This is a genomic window from Wolbachia endosymbiont of Rhagoletis cerasi (assembly GCF_018454475.1).
Lineage (GTDB): Bacteria > Pseudomonadota > Alphaproteobacteria > Rickettsiales > Anaplasmataceae > Wolbachia > Wolbachia pipientis.
The window spans coordinates 1-17,379 of the sequence record NZ_JADCNC010000013.1; the positions used below are offsets into that span (position 1 = coordinate 1).

At 34.6% G+C, this 17,379-nt stretch carries 19 protein-coding genes; 9 read left to right on the top strand and 10 right to left on the bottom strand.

Annotation, left to right across the window (positions count from 1 at the left end):
- Positions 1–801: 801 nt before the first annotated feature.
- Genes INQ25_RS04890 through trmD form a run of 5 tightly spaced genes read right to left on the bottom strand, consistent with a single transcriptional unit; the run spans position 802 to position 4,207 of the window.
- On the bottom strand, positions 802–1,599 hold the full coding sequence (locus INQ25_RS04890) for a phosphoribosylformylglycinamidine synthase subunit PurQ (protein ID WP_044471287.1): 798 nt from the start codon (positions 1,597–1,599) through the stop codon (positions 802–804).
- Positions 1,600–1,605: 6 nt separating this feature from the next.
- Entirely contained in the window at positions 1,606–2,856 is a 1,251-nt protein-coding gene (gene pstA, locus INQ25_RS04895; RefSeq protein ID WP_213863204.1) for a phosphate ABC transporter permease PstA, read from the bottom strand.
- A complete protein-coding gene (locus INQ25_RS04900) occupies positions 2,857–3,120 on the bottom strand; it encodes a hypothetical protein (RefSeq protein ID WP_155975176.1) in 264 nt (87 codons plus the stop codon). It abuts the gene before it with no gap.
- Between the two features lie 15 nt (positions 3,121–3,135).
- A complete protein-coding gene (gene rplS / locus INQ25_RS04905) occupies positions 3,136–3,513 on the bottom strand; it encodes a 50S ribosomal protein L19 (protein WP_006279489.1) in 378 nt (125 codons plus the stop codon).
- Positions 3,497–4,207: a tRNA (guanosine(37)-N1)-methyltransferase TrmD gene (gene trmD, locus INQ25_RS04910; protein WP_007549279.1), complete on the bottom strand. Its 711-nt coding sequence runs from the start codon at positions 4,205–4,207 to the stop codon at positions 3,497–3,499. Before trmD ends, rplS begins: the two co-directional genes overlap by 17 nt.
- Positions 4,208–4,281: 74 nt before the next feature.
- Here trmD and purC point away from each other — a divergent pair, with 74 nt between their 5' ends.
- A complete protein-coding gene (gene purC, locus INQ25_RS04915) occupies positions 4,282–5,004 on the top strand; it encodes a phosphoribosylaminoimidazolesuccinocarboxamide synthase (protein WP_010081959.1) in 723 nt (240 codons plus the stop codon).
- Here the strand turns inward: purC and purM are convergent.
- Entirely contained in the window at positions 5,001–6,038 is a 1,038-nt protein-coding gene (gene purM, locus INQ25_RS04920; RefSeq protein WP_007549277.1) for a phosphoribosylformylglycinamidine cyclo-ligase, read from the bottom strand. The two genes, purC and purM, sit on opposite strands and share 4 nt — an antisense overlap.
- A gap of 133 nt (positions 6,039–6,171) precedes the next feature.
- On the opposite strand from purM, the gene INQ25_RS04925 reads away from it, so the two are divergent.
- Together INQ25_RS04925 and INQ25_RS04930 are read left to right on the top strand one after the other, a co-directional pair.
- Positions 6,172–6,465: a hypothetical protein gene (locus INQ25_RS04925; protein WP_006280049.1), complete on the top strand. Its 294-nt coding sequence runs from the start codon at positions 6,172–6,174 to the stop codon at positions 6,463–6,465.
- 14 nt (positions 6,466–6,479) lie between these two features.
- Positions 6,480–6,824, top strand: a complete 345-nt coding sequence (locus INQ25_RS04930; protein WP_233395610.1) for a hypothetical protein — start codon at positions 6,480–6,482, stop codon at positions 6,822–6,824.
- 66 nt (positions 6,825–6,890) lie between these two features.
- On the opposite strand, the gene INQ25_RS04935 is transcribed toward INQ25_RS04930, so the two are convergent.
- Positions 6,891–7,709 (bottom strand): transporter associated domain-containing protein, encoded by an 819-nt coding sequence (locus INQ25_RS04935; protein ID WP_007549273.1) that lies wholly within the window; start codon positions 7,707–7,709, stop codon positions 6,891–6,893.
- 402 nt (positions 7,710–8,111) lie between these two features.
- On the opposite strand from INQ25_RS04935, the gene hemE reads away from it, so the two are divergent.
- A complete protein-coding gene (hemE, locus tag INQ25_RS04940) occupies positions 8,112–9,128 on the top strand; it encodes a uroporphyrinogen decarboxylase (protein ID WP_213863205.1) in 1,017 nt (338 codons plus the stop codon).
- Positions 9,129–9,196: 68 nt separating this feature from the next.
- The gene (locus INQ25_RS04945; RefSeq protein ID WP_213863206.1) at positions 9,197–10,390 is read left to right on the top strand and encodes a pyridoxal phosphate-dependent aminotransferase; all 1,194 of its coding nucleotides are present in this window, start codon (positions 9,197–9,199) and stop codon (positions 10,388–10,390) included.
- 45 nt (positions 10,391–10,435) lie between these two features.
- Here the strand turns inward: INQ25_RS04945 and INQ25_RS04950 are convergent, their stop codons facing one another.
- The gene (locus tag INQ25_RS04950) at positions 10,436–10,924 is read right to left on the bottom strand and encodes a hypothetical protein (protein ID WP_006280043.1); all 489 of its coding nucleotides are present in this window, start codon (positions 10,922–10,924) and stop codon (positions 10,436–10,438) included.
- Between the two features lie 142 nt (positions 10,925–11,066).
- On the opposite strand from INQ25_RS04950, the gene INQ25_RS04955 reads away from it, so the two are divergent.
- The 4 genes from INQ25_RS04955 (at position 11,067) to glyA (ending at position 15,263) form a co-directional block, all read left to right on the top strand.
- Entirely contained in the window at positions 11,067–11,228 is a 162-nt protein-coding gene (locus INQ25_RS04955; RefSeq protein WP_213863207.1) for a hypothetical protein, read from the top strand.
- 212 nt (positions 11,229–11,440) lie between these two features.
- A complete protein-coding gene (locus INQ25_RS04960) occupies positions 11,441–12,655 on the top strand; it encodes an MFS transporter (protein WP_213863223.1) in 1,215 nt (404 codons plus the stop codon).
- 75 nt (positions 12,656–12,730) lie between these two features.
- Complete coding sequence (locus INQ25_RS04965; protein ID WP_213863208.1) at positions 12,731–13,945, top strand: MFS transporter; 1,215 nt, start codon at positions 12,731–12,733, stop codon at positions 13,943–13,945.
- Positions 13,946–13,985: 40 nt separating this feature from the next.
- Positions 13,986–15,263, top strand: coding sequence for a serine hydroxymethyltransferase (glyA, locus tag INQ25_RS04970; RefSeq protein WP_213863209.1), 1,278 nt, complete (start codon positions 13,986–13,988; stop codon positions 15,261–15,263).
- A 775-nt stretch (positions 15,264–16,038) separates the two neighbouring features.
- Here the strand turns inward: glyA and INQ25_RS04975 are convergent.
- Positions 16,039–16,704 (bottom strand): collagen-like triple helix repeat-containing protein, encoded by a 666-nt coding sequence (locus INQ25_RS04975; protein ID WP_213863210.1) that lies wholly within the window; start codon positions 16,702–16,704, stop codon positions 16,039–16,041.
- A 519-nt stretch (positions 16,705–17,223) separates the two neighbouring features.
- Positions 17,224–17,373: a hypothetical protein gene (locus tag INQ25_RS04980; protein WP_174930912.1), complete on the bottom strand. Its 150-nt coding sequence runs from the start codon at positions 17,371–17,373 to the stop codon at positions 17,224–17,226.
- Between the last annotated feature and the right edge of the window lie 6 nt (positions 17,374–17,379).

The window sequence follows — 17,379 nt, forward strand, 5'->3', positions numbered from 1 at the left end:
TAGCGGGATACTATCTACACCGTCATACCGCCGCGGTATCTCTAGATCCCGCTAACAAGCAGCGGGATGACGAGATGCCACCGCGAACCGTCATACCGCGATTCATTCGCGGTATCTCTTAACATAGATCCCGCTAACACGTAGCGGGATACTATCTACACCGTCATACCGCCGCGGTATCTCTAGATCCCGCTAACAAGCAGCGGGATGACGAGATGCCACCGCGAACCGTCATACCGCGATTCATTCGCGGTATCTCTTAACATAGATCCCGCTAACACGTAGCGGGATGATGATTGTCGTTTAGCCATAAATATTTAAGAAATTTACCAAATGAAAAAAAAGGCAAAAGAAGCCCCGGTCACTCTCTATTGTCAATTTGGCGTTTTTTAAGTCTTAAACGCTGCAATTTAGCTGCTTTTAAATGCAACTAACCTTAGCTATAAATGTTTAAGAAATTTACTAGGCAGAAAAAAAAGGCAAAGAATCCCCAGGGTAGCCAGTATTCAAATTCTCCCTTGTTCTATTTGACGTCTTTTGATGTCTTGAACGCTTTATAAGCGCGTTTCTGCTTGTATAGGTAGAAACCTAAAAGTTTTATAAAGACATGAGGTGCACATAGTGCAAAAAATTAAGCATGATTTACGCCAAATACAAAGTTCCCTTTGTCGTTTTAATCTGCAGATTGCGAAGATAAATAAATAGCTTCATTTTCATGATAAGGGCGCTGGCGGAGTTTGTCAAGCAAGTTTTTTGCAATATCAGGGGATAATTTCGACCATAAATCCCTATCAATAAATTTTAACAAAAATACTTTAGTGCATTTTCAAATATAAGCATTCCATCGCCATATTTTGGCACAGCAACACCTAAACGCTTGCTCTTTTCTTTTTCAAGGGGCCAATTATCTTGCTGGGTAAAAAATATTCCCCTTTCTGGATGGGGCATTAAAGCTAGCACTCTTCCACTTTTATCTGATAAAGCTGCTAGGTCGTATGTAGATCCATTCGGATTGTAAGGAAATTGTAGGTTAGCATAGTTGCCATTTTTATCAATGTAACGTAATGCGGTGGAATTGCTCTCAATCAATTGGTTCAAAATATCTTGATCCATAAAAAATTTGCCTTCCCCATGAGCAATAGGGAGATATAGTTCACTCAGACCCCGTAGCCAAACAGAATTACTCTGCGGATTAACTCTCACTCTAATCCAGCGGCATTGGTAATTGCCTATATCATTATGGATTAAAGCTAGATTAGAGAACTCTGGAATTAATTTTACTAATATCTGACAACCATTACATATTCCTATAATCAGCTTGTCCTGAGATAAAAACTCTTGAAACTCATCCAACAAGTTGTTTTTAATACGTAAAGCAAACGCATTACCAGCACCAGTGTCATCACCATAGGAAAAACCCCCTGGAATTGCAAGTATATTGCTTAATTTCAGTTCACCTGGATTATCTATGATATCGTTAATGTGAACGATTTTTACTTCAATATTACCAATACCAAGTTTTCTGCTGCATTCCATAAATGCAAATGCAGTTTCTTTTTCGCAATTTAAGCCATAACCAGATAGGACTGTGATTTTCATGAATTGCTAAAAATTAAAAAATTCGAATTTCCTTTTTACAAAATTTGCTACTAAATTTAACGCAAATAACACCAATAATAAAGCTATAATTGCGATAGCAGCAAGTTCAACAAATGCAATTTCAGGATTGCTTGACCATATGTATATTTGCACAGGTAGAACAGTCGCCGGATCGAAAAAGGACGTAGGTGTATCAGCAATAAATGCCACCATACCCATCATAAGTAAAGGAGAAGATTCACCTAAAATCCTTGCAATTGCAAGCACAGTACCATGTATTATTCTTGGTAACGCAATCGGTAAAGAGTGATCTAATATCACCTTGATGTGAGGTGCACCGAGCGCAAACGCTGCATCTTTTATCGTAATAGGAACATTCGCAAAGGCATTTTTTGTTGCAATTATAATATTAGGTAACATCATAAATGAAAGAGTCATTCCACCAACAAGTGGTGAAGAGCGTGGTAGCCCAAATATGCCAAGATAGAGAGTTAAGCCTACTACACCAAATATTATTGAAGGCACTGCAGCAAGATTATTTATGCTAATTTCTACAATATTGGTCATGAGCCTATTTTTAGGCATAAATTCGTAAAGACAGATGCCCGACATAATTCCTATTGGTAATGCTAATGCTAGGCACACTATAATTGTCATCAATGAGCCGATAAATGCACCTAAAATCCCTGCATTCTCAGGTTCACGAGAGTCAGATTTAAGGAATAAAGACTTATTAAAAAATTTTTTCACTCTCCCTTTTTCTTTTAGCCAATCAAGTAATTTAGCATAACGATCATTCAAATATTTATCTTTATTTATTGAATTAATTATACTTGACGCGGTAAACCAGATCTCATATTCACCACTATCTTTTACTTTCTTACGAAAAAATTTCTCTAGTTCTTTGTAAGAATTACGACTTAAAATTTCGTCACCGTCTTTAAAATCAGTTCCTCCAAACACCTTACGTAAAGAATCGTTGAGTAAGCCAATGGACTTATACCGCAAATCACTAGGATTACTCGCCAAAGCAAGATCAGCATTTATTTCAACTGGCAATAAAATTTTCGTTACTGTTAAGGCACTGTAAGAGTTAACTAATATACTCAACAATATACACACAGGACAGCCAAGTGAGATAACTAGTGCCGTGAAAGAACAAAAGCGTAGCGCTCTGTTCTTTTTATTTTTCCTTTTTATACGAGCATGTACACGCCTTGACTGAAGTAATTTAAGGAATTTTTTCTTTATACTCATTTACTTTTCTTTACACGAGGATTTGAAAAAACTTTCCCCTTTTTTGTCATGCAAGTAGCTGACACTGGGATCCAGCAGGCTTTGCCTGCAAATAATTTTTACATTTTCCATGAAAGCACAAACCAAAAGGAGAATAATGAATGCTGGATCCCAGTGTCGGAGCACTGGGATGACACCACAGCGGGAGGCAAACACAATGTTCGTACAGTTGTGTGTCACGCACTGGGATGACAAGAGAGAGTTCTGAGATGACACAATTGACATCACTCCCTATTGTATCTACTTAGATTTCTTTTTAACATAAGTAGTACGCTCTTTGATCCTTGCAGCTTTTCCAAATAGTTTGCACAGATAATACAGTTTTGCTCTACGAACCTTTCCTTTTCTTGTCACTTGCACTGAAACCAGTGCAGGAGAATAAACAAAAAACTGAGACACTATACTTTCTCCATGGCTCACTTTTCTGACTGCAAAAGAAGAATGTAACCCGCGGTTCCTTTTTGATATACATACACCTTCAAATATCTGTATACGTTCACTTGTACCGTCAACTACTTTAAAAGTGACCTTCAAATCATCGCCAGGACGAAATTCTGGTATTTCTTTAGCTAACACTTGCATTTGCTGTTCGTTAAATTTTTTAAGTAAATTTGTCATTTATCTCTCCACTCAATAATTCAGGCCTACGCTTTTTTGTTATAACATGAGACTGCTTCTGCCTCCAATCACTTATTTTTTTGTGATTGCCAGATAACAAAACCTCAGGTACTTTATATCCCTTCCACTGCTCAGGTCTAGTATATTGAGGATATTCAAGTACACCACCACCATAATTAAAACTTTCTTCAGTAATACTATCGGTATTATTTACTACACCTGGAAGAAGTCTAATGCATGCATCAAGAACCACCATTGCAGCTGGCTCACCTCCTGAAAGTATATAATCTCCAATACTTAACTCATAAGGAGTATACGCATCAATTATCCTTTGGTCAATACCTTCAAATCGACCACACAATATTGTTATATGAGGAAACTCTAATAATTCTCTGGCAATATTCTGATTAAACTTAGTTCCAGATGGAGTCATGTAAATAAACTTAGTGTTTTTATGAACAGAGAGCATACTATCTACTGCATCACCAACTACATCAGAACGCATAACCATTCCTGCTCCACCTCCATATGGAACATCATCCACAGTTGAATGTTTATCTTTCGCAAAAGAACGAATATTTATTACTTCAAGGTTCCATATTTTTTTTTCTAACGCTTTTCCGGCAAGAGAATAGTTCAAAAACCCCGGGAACATTTCTGGGAATATGGTTAATATTGTAACATTGAATGCCATTAAGGTTTATTTTAAGTTATTTGGGGCTATACTCTAAGAATAGTAAATTGATATAATATATAGTTAAATTAAACATGTCACTGAATAAAACGATATACGAAGGTAAAGCGAAAGCCATTATTGAAACTGAAGACTTATCAATTGTCATACAGCACTTTAAAGATGATGTTACAGCATTCAATAAGGAAAAATATGAAATAATCGATGGTAAAGGAATAATTAATAATCATATTAGTGCTTTTATCATGGAAAAGCTTGAGAAAGCAGAAATTAGCACACACTTTATAAAAACTCTAAACGAAAGAGAACAGCTAGTCAAAAAACTCAAGATAATACCTCTTGAGGTAGTAGTTAGAAATGTCGCAGCTGGCAGCTTTTGCAAACGTTTTAATATCAAAGAAGGTGAGAGGCTTGCATCTCCTATAATCGATTTTTTTTACAAAAATGATGACCTAGCCGACCCAATGGTAAGTGAAAATCACATACTGTATTTTGATTGGCTATCTAGCAAAGAAATGGATGAAGTTAAAACTACAACTTTAAAAATCAACGAAATATTAGTTCACCTATTTTCAAATGCAAGTATATATTTAGTTGATCTCAAGTTAGAATTTGGCAGATTAATAAATGACAGTACTAAAATCGTTTTAGCTGATGAAATTAGCCCTGATAACTGCAGATTATGGGATAAAAATACTTATAAAAAGCTAGATAAAGATGTCTTTCGTTTGAATTTAGGAGATTTAAAGGAAGCATACCTAGAAGTTGCAAAAAGACTGTCAGTAAAGTTAGGTTAACTAAATACTACTCTATCAAGTGGAGGGTTACATGCCTCATCAAGTTTTCCAATAATTTCAATTTTTTCTCCACGTTTTTGGAAATGATTTTTCACGTTTTGCATATTCTCAGAACTTACGATCAATACCATACCAATACCACAATTAAATGTTTTTAGCATTTCTTTCTTCTCTATTTTACCCTCCTTTGTTAGCCATAAAAATATATCTGGCCATTTCCAGGAATTAATGTCTATGTTTGCAAATAAGTTTTTTGGAAGAATTCGCGGAATATTGTCTACCAAACCACCACCCGTGATGTGCGCAATACCTTTTACTTGTGACATGATAGGCAGCAAAGAATCAACATATATTTTTGTTGGTTCAAGTAGTATTTCACTCCAAGATTTATTATTCCATAGAGATGTATCGTTATAATTTATACCTAAGCTTTTGAAAACATGGCGCACTAAAGAAAACCCATTTGAGTGAATTCCACTTGACTCTAAGCCAACTATATAATCACCTGCTTTCATCATACTACAGTTTGGAAGAATTTGCTTTCGATCAACTACACCAACCACAAACCCTGCAAGGTCATAGTGATTATTACCATACATTCCAGGCATTTCTGCAGTTTCCCCACCAACCAATGCTATTTTAGCTTGCTTGCACCCCTCTGCAATGCCCTTAACCACAGATAATAAAACATCTTTGGTCAAAACGCCTGTTGCAAAGTAATCAAGGAAAAACAAAGGCGTTGCTCCTTGTGCAAGTAAGTCATTTACACACATTGCAACTAAATCTATACCTATAGTATCATGTTTATTCACTTCTTGAGCTATCAACAGTTTCGTACCTACTCCATCAGTTGAGGAAACGAGTACTGGATGGTCATACTTCTTACTTAGTGCAGCAAAATCAAATAACGCAGAAAATGAACCTATTTCGCTGATTACTTCTTCTCTAGTAGTTTCTTGAGCAATAGGCTTGACTTCTTTTATTAACTTATTATATAGTTCAATATCTATTCCTGATCTGGTATAAGTATTCATAATCCTTTTATAAATTTTAAAATTGTTAATACTATATTAATGCCTTGATATAAAAAGTGCAACGAAACTTTCTTTTAATTGACTATTATATACTTACCAATATAGGGTAACTTAAATCATTTATAATTATCCAATGAACGAAAATACCAAAAACATACTGTTAATAACGGAACTGCTATCAGGACGGCTGCTTCATGACTTTGCTAACTCTATGAATGGAATAACGTTTGGCGTAGAAGAGCTTGAAGTAATAGATAAGAATGATGCTGATGCGCAGAAGGAAGCGTTGTTGTTTCTTAAAGAAAGCTCCGATGATTTAATATATAAACATAAAGTTATGAAGCAGGCATATTCTTCTTCAATGGATAATTATAGCTTTGATAAGACCAAATCTAATATCGAAAATTATTTATTAAAAAAAAAGTAAAGCTTACGTGGAAAATAGACGCATACTCTGCAAAAAATAAGGAAGATTTAATTGAAAAGATAAATAAGATAATTTCTAATATGGTGCTAACTATAGCCAGTGCAGTGGCGGAAGTTGAACTAGTATCTGTTTTACTGAGTCAAACAGAAGATAAAATGCTATTAACTATAAAAATTCTAAATGAACACAAACCAATAAGCAAATCATTAGTAGACAAATTAATCAAAAAAAATGACACTAATTTAAATACAAAAGATATTAATATCTATATGACCTCTTTATTATTAGAGTACTATAACACTGAAATGCATTATACTTGCGAAAATAATTTGCTGGAAATAGGTTTAACTATAACTTGAGTTGCATATTTGGTTATTACAACTTTTTCTTCGTGTCAAGGCATTCCCCGACAAGGGGTACCAAATCTAATTTTTGTAATCACTTAAGTCTAGTACTATTTTATTAATGTAGCGCTCATTTGCATCTTTGATGATAAACTTCATACCATTTTTATATTTAATGACTTCATCTACAGAAGGCACTTTACCAGCAATCGAAAGAATCAAACCACCAAGTGTAACATAGTCTTCTTCAGGGTCACGTAATTCTATTTTTAGATCCTCTTCTATATCTTTTATAAGAGCCCTTGCTGATACTTCAAACTTATTTTGAGACAATTCAGTAATGGTATATTCTGAATTTATTTCGTTTTCACTATCAATGTTTGGTATTAGTTCCTCTATAAGATCAGTCATTGAAATTAAACCATCAGTTCCACCATATTCATCCAATACGATAGCTAAGCATGATTTAGAAGAGTTCATCCTAACAAAAAGATTAGTTGTCTTCATCGAGGGTGGAACAAATATTACGCTTTGTATAATATGTTTCAGATTAAAATTTTTATCCCTATTAAAAATAACATCTTTTACATAAAAAAAGCCTATTACGTTATCAAAGTTATTTTTATAAATTGGTATTTTAGTGTGGCAAGTGTTTTTTATCTTCTTTATTATTTCACGCTCGCTTGACTCAATGTCTACTGCGCATATCTCTGTACGTGGAGTCATTATATCCATTATACCACAATCGCGGAATTTTAATAGACCATTAAATATATTAAGGTCTGGCAGATCTTTCATTAATGCCTCAGTCGCACACTTTTTCAACACAGAAGCTTTTTTGAAAAGGAAGAGAAAAATTCTATATGCTATTTTTTCTACTAAGGTTCTTTTTTTACTCAATTTATTCCCTGTAATGGCAAAAACGTTTTCAGATTAGATTTATCAAGAAAACTGTTATTAAATGTTTAATAAGCATGTGAATAATGTCAAATTAATTTGTGAATTATTTGTTGATATAAAATACCAACAATTGATCAACAACTTTTTCAACAACATATACATAGTTGTGTAACAATGCATGATGGTAAAGTATTTTCCATAAAAGAAAATTACTAACACTCTAAACACCTTACTTATACACATAAATCATAACAGAAAATCAATAATATACGAAAGTTACTCACATATTTATCCACAAGTTGAACAACGCCAATTTTTACTGAATTTTAAGTTAGTAACAAGTTATTGATAGAACTATTATTATTACTATACTTTAATATACAAAAGAATAAATAGAATAGATTGGAAAGCGGTAAAACAATAATAGCGAAAATTATTAAGAGAAATGAGCCGGGTGGAAGAGTGCCTATCTGGCTAATGCGTCAGGCTGGCAGGTCTCTTCCTGAGTACCGCAAAGCAGTAGAAAATATGAATAATTTTATGGAGATATGCTACAACACAGATTTAGTGACAGAATTGACGTTACAGCCGGTGACAAGATTTGACATGGATGCGGCGATAATTTTTTCAGACATTTTAATAATAGCTGATGTTTTGGGTTGTGACGTGAATTTCGTACGCGGTGTAGGTCCAATAATAAAACCCGTGGAAAGTCCTAAGGAATTGAAGGGTCCACAAGAAATTGAAACTAAAACCTTACCAATTCTAAACGCTATAAAAAAAGTCAGAAGCCAATTACCAAAAGAAAAATCTCTCATAGGATTTGCTGGTGGACCATGGACAGTAGCCTCATACATCATAGAAGGTGGGAGCAGCAAAACTTTTTCCAAAGTATTAAATTTTTATCCTTCGTGTTTGAAGGAAATAATTGAACGAATAACGGAAGTAACGATTATTTATCTAATTAAACAGATAGAATTTGGAGCAGATGTTATTCAGCTATTTGACAGTAATGCTGGTGCGTTATCGGAACCATTGTTTAAAGAATATGTTATCGAACCAACAAAGAGAATTATCTTGGCAATAAAGGATAGATTTTCTGATTTTCCAATAATAGGTTTTCCAAGGTCTGCTGGAAATCTTTATAAAGATTACTACGAACAAACAGGTGTATCTGCAGTAAGTATAGATTATAATGTTCCAATAAAATGGGCGAAAGCGAATCTAAACATCCCTCTACAAGGAAACCTTGATCCTAATCTTTTAGCCTATAATAAAACGGAAGCAATCAAAGAAGCAAAACGTATAATAGATTGCTTTAGAGATTTACCCTTCATATTTAATCTCGGACATGGAGTACTCCCTGATACTCCAGTTGAAAATATTGCTGCGTTGGTAAACCTGGTAAAAAGCTACTAATACAATACACAAAATTCTAGCTTTTTTGTTGTACGGGGTTTATCATTTGAATTTAGCTTCAGTAAGATATGTCAGACCTTGCAAAAAGAATGTCCCTAATAAAACCATCACCTACGATTGCTGTAACTGATAAGGCAAATAAGTTGAAAAATGAAGGAAAAAAGATCTGTGTTTTAGCTGCAGGAGAACCGGATTTTGATACTCCAGATCATATAAAAAAAGCAGCTATTCAAGCAATAAGTGAAGGTAAGACTAAATATACTGCTGTTGATGGAACGCGTGAGCTGAAAGAAGCAATAATTAATAAGTTAAGAAAGGATAATAACCTCGAGTACACGCTTAACCAAATCTGTGTTGGTACAGGTGCTAAGCAGGTGTTATTCAATTTGTTCATGGCAACAATTAACTCTGGAGATGAAGTTATTATTCCAGCTCCTTATTGGGTTTCATATGTTGATATGGTAAGTCTTTTTGGCGGCTTGCCAGTTGTAGTAGAATGCAAACAAAATTTTAAACTGACAGCGGAATTATTGAAAAGCAGGATAACTAAAAAAACTAAATGGTTAATTCTTAACTCACCGAACAACCCTGCAGGAGCTGTGTACACATGTGATGAATTGAAAGACATAGCACAAATATTGCTTGAATATCCACATATGAATGTCGTTACAGATGATATTTATGAGCATATAATATACGACGAAAAGTTTTTTACTATCGCTCAGGTTGAGCCGAAGCTTTATGATAGAGTTTTTGTAGTCAATGGAGTATCAAAAGCCTATGCAATGACAGGCTGGAGAATAGGGTATATTGCAGGTAGAAATGATGTGGTAAAAGCTATCTCTACGCTGCAGTCTCAAAGCACTTCTAATCCAAATTCGATAGCACAAGCAGCAGCAGCAGCAGCATTAAACGGTGATCATAGTTTTTTGAAAGAAAGAACAAGGATTTTTAAGAGTCGTAGAGATTTTATGGTGAAAGAGCTAAATTCTGCCCCGGGATTATCAGCGTCTGTTCCACAAGGTGCGTTTTATTTATTTGTCTCATGTGAAGGATTGCTCAGTAAAAGCACAAAAAGTGGTAAGATAATAAATAATGATTTAGATTTTACTGAATACTTACTGGGAGATCATTTGGTTGCTGTGGTTCCAGGAATTGCATTTGGTCTAGAAAATTTTATCAGAATTTCTTATGCAACCTCTCAGGAACAATTAGAAATTGGATGTGATAGTATTACTAAAGCGTGCCAGGAGTTAAAATGAAATAGACTATCCATAAGTTGTATATTTTGCCATACTTCGCCAAGGTTATTTTGAATGTTCTAACTTGTGTTTTTCTATGGAAGGCATTTTTATTGATTGAGCAAGTGTCTTTCTAATATTGAATTCCTCATTTTTTTCATTTTGTTGCAGTAAGTTAATGTTATTTATTTTATTTACTAAATCTTTCCCCTTTTCCAGAGTCTTTAAATCACTTTCGTTAATGTGATGTTCATTGTAAAATTCTGCAACAATTTCTTTTCTTTTCGGATAAGTATTTAAAAATTCCGACACCTGATGTTTAGCAACAGCTTGAATAAATTTCTTATTAAATCTTGAATCGTTATATAGATCTTCTAAATTTTCATCGTAGTGTTTTGCTTCATTTACAGCAAGCTTTATTATCTCTTCTATACCACTTAGAAGTTTCCTATACAATTTGTCGTATCTATTGCCTAGCACGTGTGTAGCGAATGTTTGTTCAATGTATTTTGTTATGTAATTTTGCAGCGTATTATCTATTGTGCTTATATTCATCAGCCTGCTTTAATATTATATTAACTATTTTACACATAAAAAGGTTAATATTGAATTAATAGAATACTTCTGAAGTCAAATTTTACTGAAAATTATGGTATTTAAGATATAATTGTCAGCATGAAATAAAAACATAAATAAAATGGATCTTGTAACAAAAGTGAAGCTCAAGATAAAGATGAATAAGGGTAAAATCATAAATATACTTATCATTTGTGGTGTAATTTTTTTCATATACCTTATTCATGAGCCAGTTGTAGATATGGTAGAAAAAATTGTAAGTAAAATAAAAGGTCTCTTTTAAAAATTGCAAAAGTAAAATAGACTTTTTACATTACCCTCTGCCATACCAATCTGGGATCTAGAGGATTTAGTTAATATGTATAGTTGCTTACGCTAGTTATCTATATTAAGTTTCAATAGATCGAAATAAATATTTATTAAATTTTGATAAATATTTATTTTGTTTTTTATAACTAAAGTATCTATAATCCTAAATTTTAGCTGAGATTCATGTTGCAGAGGAATTTTTTAATCTGGTTGTTGGCGTCACTGTTTTATGCATACCAATATATATTACGCGTAATTCCAAATATTATAATTCCTGAATTGGTAGTAAGGTTTAATATAGGAACAACAGAAATAGGACAATTTTGTGGACTGTATTATGTAGGTTATGTGTTAGCACATATTCCTGTAGGTATTCTTTTAGATAGATTTGGTTCTAAAGTTGTTATACCGATTTGTATTGCATTAACATCTTTAGGTGCTTTACCTTTAGTCAGTTCTAATGATTGGAGTTATTCTATTATTGGAAGAATAATTACTGGTATTGGATCCTCTGCTTCAGTACTTGGACTCTTTAAAATAATAAGTATTTATTACCGTAGAGAAAAATTTGCCATGATGTTTAGTATATCAGCTATTATTGGCATCTCAGGTGGTGTATTTGCCACTAAACCGTTACATATCTTATTTAATAAGTTTGGGTGGGACTATGTGTTTGTTACATTTATAACACTGGGATTGTTGCTTGCTCTTGTTTCCTTTATGTTTATACCCAAAATTGATACTTCAGAAGAAAGATTAAATATTAAAAGTTTAAGTGAAGTTGTATTCAATAAAAATGTTCTATTAATAAGTTTATTTGGTGGCTTTATGGTTGGACCGTTGGAAGGGTTTACAGATGTATGGTCTGCAACATTCTTGCATGAGATGTATGCTATAGATAGACAGGTTGCATACAATATTTCAAAATGGATACTGATAGGCTTTGGTTTTGGATATTTATCACTTTCTTACTTACTAGAAAAAAAACCAACCAAACACTATGAGATAATAATTTCTTGTGCTATGGCTATGATAATTGTGTTTTTATTACTTTTTATATGTAACATTGATTCACTTTTAGCATCCATATTACTATTCATAGTTGGTTTTGCTTCTGCGTACCAAATTGTTTTGACTGCCAAAGTTGTAAATCTTGTGAAGGATGATGCGGTAGCAAGTGCAGGATCTGTAAGTAATGCTATAGTTATGAGTTTTGGCTATTTTTTTCATACCGTTATTGCAAATATAATGAATTTTTATTGGGATGGTAAGATCGTTGATGAAAAACCGCTTTATGGAGCCGATGTAATGGTTAAATCTATGTTAATAATACCTATATGTTTACTAATAGGTATGATAGGCTTTTGGCTACTTAAAGTTATAAGCTGTAAAAAGAGCTAAGCAGATTTAGATGATTAATATAGTATTGTTTTTTATAACTAAAGTATCTATAATCCTAAATTTTAGCTGAGATTCATGTTGCAGAGGAATTTTTTAGTCTGGCTGTTGGCGTCACTGTTTTATGCGTACCAATATATATTACGCGTAATTCCAAACATAATTGCGCCTGAATTGATAACAAAATTTAACATAAGTATTGCAGATGTTGGCCAGTTTGGTGGGTTATACTATGTAGGCTATACGCTGGCTCACATACCTATTGGTCTTGCTCTTGACAAATTCGGGCCAAAATTTGTTTTGCCTATTTGTATTATCTTAACATTTACCGGAACATTACCACTTATATGCTTTGATGAGTGGTATTATTCAATACTTGGCAGAATAGTCGTTGGAATTGGGTCATCCGCTTCAGCAATTGGGCTTTTTAAAGTTGCAAGCATGTATTTTGCGCAAGAAAAATCAGCAAGAATGGCCAGCTTATCTATAATTATAGGAATTTTGGGAGGGATATGTGGCGGATTACCTTTAGACTTCTTACTCGATAAATTTGGCTGGAATTATGTTATCTATACCTTCTCAGCATTTGGGTGTTTACTTGCTCTGTTGCTGTTCTTAGTAACGCCTGAAAGCAAGGCTCAACAGGAAAAAGTTAGCATTAGAGACTTAAAAAACATACTTTTCAACAAGCATATTATTCTAATTAGCTTTTTTGGTGGACTCATGGTCGGTCCAATGCAAGGTTTTGCCGATGGTTGGGCAAAGGCATTCTTTTTTGAAGTATATGAAATGAATGAAGACTTGGCATCTTCTCTCTCTTCCGTAATATTGATAGGAATGTTAACAGGATCATTCTCTTTGGCTTATTTATTGGAAAAGTATAAAAATAAACATTATGAAGTAATAATTGCCTGTTCATTTGCAATGATCGCCGGCTTTCTATTACTTTTTACTCAGATTGGTGGCTTGTATGTTGTATTACCTACGCTTTTTATTATTGGCTTCGCATCTGGATATCAGGTGGTTACCATTTACAAAGCGATAAGTTATGTGAATAATAACTTAGTAGGCCTGGCTACAGCTGTATCAAATATGATAGTTATGGTTTTTGGCTACCTCTTTCACACTGGAATTGCGAAGGTAATAGGTTCTTATTGGGATAAAGCGATTATACATGGAAATCCTGTGTATGGTGCTGAATTGCTGATAAAAGCAACATCTATTATTCCTGTATGTTTGCTAATAGCTGTTTTTGGGCTCTTATGGTTAAAAAAGCAGGATAAGCAGTCTTAAAATTGCTTGTGCATCTTAAAATTAAAGCGAGGTTTGATCTATGATGAGTGTTTTAAAAAAAATCTGTGGCTCTAAAAATAGTTTAAAGTCTTTTGATAACGAGGTTTATCAGTCTATAGAAAAAGAATTGCAACGCCAAAGATCACAACTGCAACTAATTGCATCAGAAAATTTTGCAAGCAAAGCGGTAATGGAGGCACAAGGCTCTTTTCTGACTAATAAATACGCAGAAGGTTATCCAGGCAGAAGATATTACTGTGGTTGTGAGCATGTGGACAAAGTTGAAAGTCTGGCTATAGAAAGACTTTGTAAGTTGTTTGGTGTAAAATTTGCAAATGTTCAGCCTCACTCTGGTTCTCAGGCAAATCAAGCCGTGTTTGCTTCACTGCTTACTCCAGGTGATACAATACTTGGATTGTCACTGAGTTGCGGTGGGCACCTAACTCATGGTGCGGCGCCAAGCCTTTCTGGTAAATGGTTTAAGTCGATTCAATATACAGTAAATAAAGACACTTATCTGCTCAATATGGATGAGATAGAAAAGCTGGCGCTGGAGCATAAACCGAAATTGATCATAGCTGGTGCTTCTGCTTATCCAAGAAAAATGGACTTCAAACGCTTTCGCGAAATTGCAGATAAAGTTGGTGCTTATTTGCTTGCAGACATTGCTCACTATGCAGGGCTTATTGCAGCAGGTGAATATCCGTCTCCTGCTGAATATGCACATGTTATGACTTCCACAACTCACAAAACTTTGCGTGGTCCTCGTGGTGGAATAGTGATGACCAATGATGAAATATTACACAAAAAAATTCAATCTGCAGTTTTTCCAGGATTGCAGGGCGGGCCACTTATGCATGTGATAGCTGCAAAAGCTGTTGCATTTAAAGAAGCATTGGCGCCAGAATTTAAAACTTATAGCAAGAAAGTCGTGGAAAATGCGAAAGTACTAGCTCAAGAATTGCAAAAGCATGGACTCGACATTATAACCGGTGGCACTGACTCTCATATAGTGCTAGTTGACTTAAGATCGCAGAAATTAACTGGAAAAGACGTTGTAGATAGCCTTGAGAGAGCCGGTATTACCTGTAATAAAAACTCTGTACCATTTGATACAGCAAAGCCGACCATCACTTCAGGGCTCCGTTTTGGCACCGCTGCTGAGACAACACGCGGACTTGAGGCAGAAAATTTTAAAGAGATAGCTGGTCTAATAAATGAAGTAATTCAAGGGTTAATCAGCGGAAATAGCTCAAGTGTCGAAAAAGCAGTAAAAGCTAAAGTTGAAAGGATTTGTAGTAATTTTCCTATTTATTAATTTATGTGGTGTCATCCAAGTAGCTGGTAGAAACGAAAAAACTTACTTGACACCCTTTGCCAGCCCTCTTATCATGAAACTGAAGGTATTCATTTATCTTCAATCTGTGCAGATTAAACGACAACAGTATTACGTAATTGGCGTCTTATTTTTAATTTTTTGCACTATGCGCACCCTACGTCTTCACAACATTTCTGGGTTTTTACCTATATAAGCTGAAACGCGCTTATAAAGCGTTTAAGACAGTATAGCACGCCAATTTGCAGGATTAGAGAGTGACAACTAGCTAATACGGGATTTCTTTTGCCTTTTTTTCTGCTTAGTAAATTTCTTAAATATTTAAACTAAGATGAGTTGCATTTAAAAGCAGCTAAATTGCAGTGTTTAAGACTTAAAAAACGCCAATACTGAAAATAGACAATGACTAGGGCTTCTTTTGCCTTTTTTTCGTTTGGTAAATTTCTTAATGTTTGTAGCTAACATGAACAAACATTTGAGAGTAACTTCTGCTAGTAGGGTGTCATCCCAGTGCTTGACACTGCTCTCCTTTGTCATCCCAGTGCCCAGACACTGGGATCCAGGAATTTTATTAAGTTGGTAAGCATAAAAGTAGCCGTTTTATGTTAAAATACAACATTTTAATGATTATGAAAAGGCTGGATTCCAGCGTCACGTGCTGGAATGACATTGTAGGGTGTTATCCGAGTCCTTTTTCCGTCATCCGAGGACCGTATGACGTCATCCAAGTAGCGTGACTACTTGGATCTAAGCTGTATTACCAAGTCCAATTAAGTGCAGCATCATCACTTGTTGGAGGCTCAAAATACGGTTGTGACATTTCCTCTTGCACAGCTCTTTTAAATTCTGGACTTTCTATGCTTATCTTTGTTACATGCTCTTGTAAGGCTTTCTCAGCAGCTATTTCAGCAGATGATGGACTTGTTCCATTTTTACCATCTTCTCCTTTAGGACCAGTATCCCCTTTCTCTCCTTTTAGCCCGGTGTCTCCTTTCTCTCCTTTTAGCCCTTTCTCTCCTTTTAGCCCTTTCTCTCCTTTTAGCCCTTTCTCTCCTTTTAGCCCTTGAGCTCCATTTGCTCCTTTTAGCCCTTTACTTACTAAGAACTCCTTTACTGTTTGGTTATTTTGACCATCATACTTTGCTTTATCTGGGCTATCAAGAAAGTTTCCTAATGTATCTACTAGAACTGATTCATTATTATCTTTTGTACTAAGTAAACTTCCCAGAGCTGTTGATAGACCAGTTATTTTGTGCTCTGTTATTTGACCACCATTTGGTGTATATCCCACTTTAAGATCATTTGTGGTTATATCCAAAGTATATTCATTACCCGTATTATCTGCCAAAGTTACAAGTTTGACTTCTGCCAGAGTTGCTGCTGCTGTTCCTGCAGCACTTTCAAATTTTAAACTAGCCGGCATATCACACTCCATTAATTACAAAAACCATAGCATGCATGAAAATAGTATAATTTTTGTTAATGCTAGATTTTACATAAGATTTCCTTGAAACTTGTTGTTTCAGAATTCTTCTCTTGTCATTCAAGTGTGTAGCAGATGATGTCATTCCAGTCTGGAATCCAGCCTTTATTATGCAGCCACTTATTTAAAGTTAAGTTTTCTGGATCCCAGTGGGCTTTGTTGCATCGCTACTTATGAAAGGCTAACTATAGTTAGGATTATAAGTAACCTATTGAAAATCTTGTTTTTTTGCAATCAATCTGATCAAATTTAAGAATAGTAATTTATTATTTACATTAATAAATTTAATTCTATTGAAAATAGCTAAAGCATTGAAATTCTTGAATTTTAGCCGGATTAGTGAGTGGTAGTGAAATTTCTTTTACTCAAATTTAGGTATTCACTGACCGTTCTTGTTATAAATACCAGAATAATAAGCTACTGATATTCTCCATCTTTTTTATCTTTAATCCATCATAGCTAGCGATGCAACAAAGCCATCCCAGTGTCTGGGCACTGGGATGACACCGAAGGGGCTACTCGGATGACAAACCCTGTCATTCCAGGGCGTGACGCTGGTTTCCATCCAAGACGGCAGTGCTTGACACTGGAATGACAAGAAGAGGGCACTGCCCT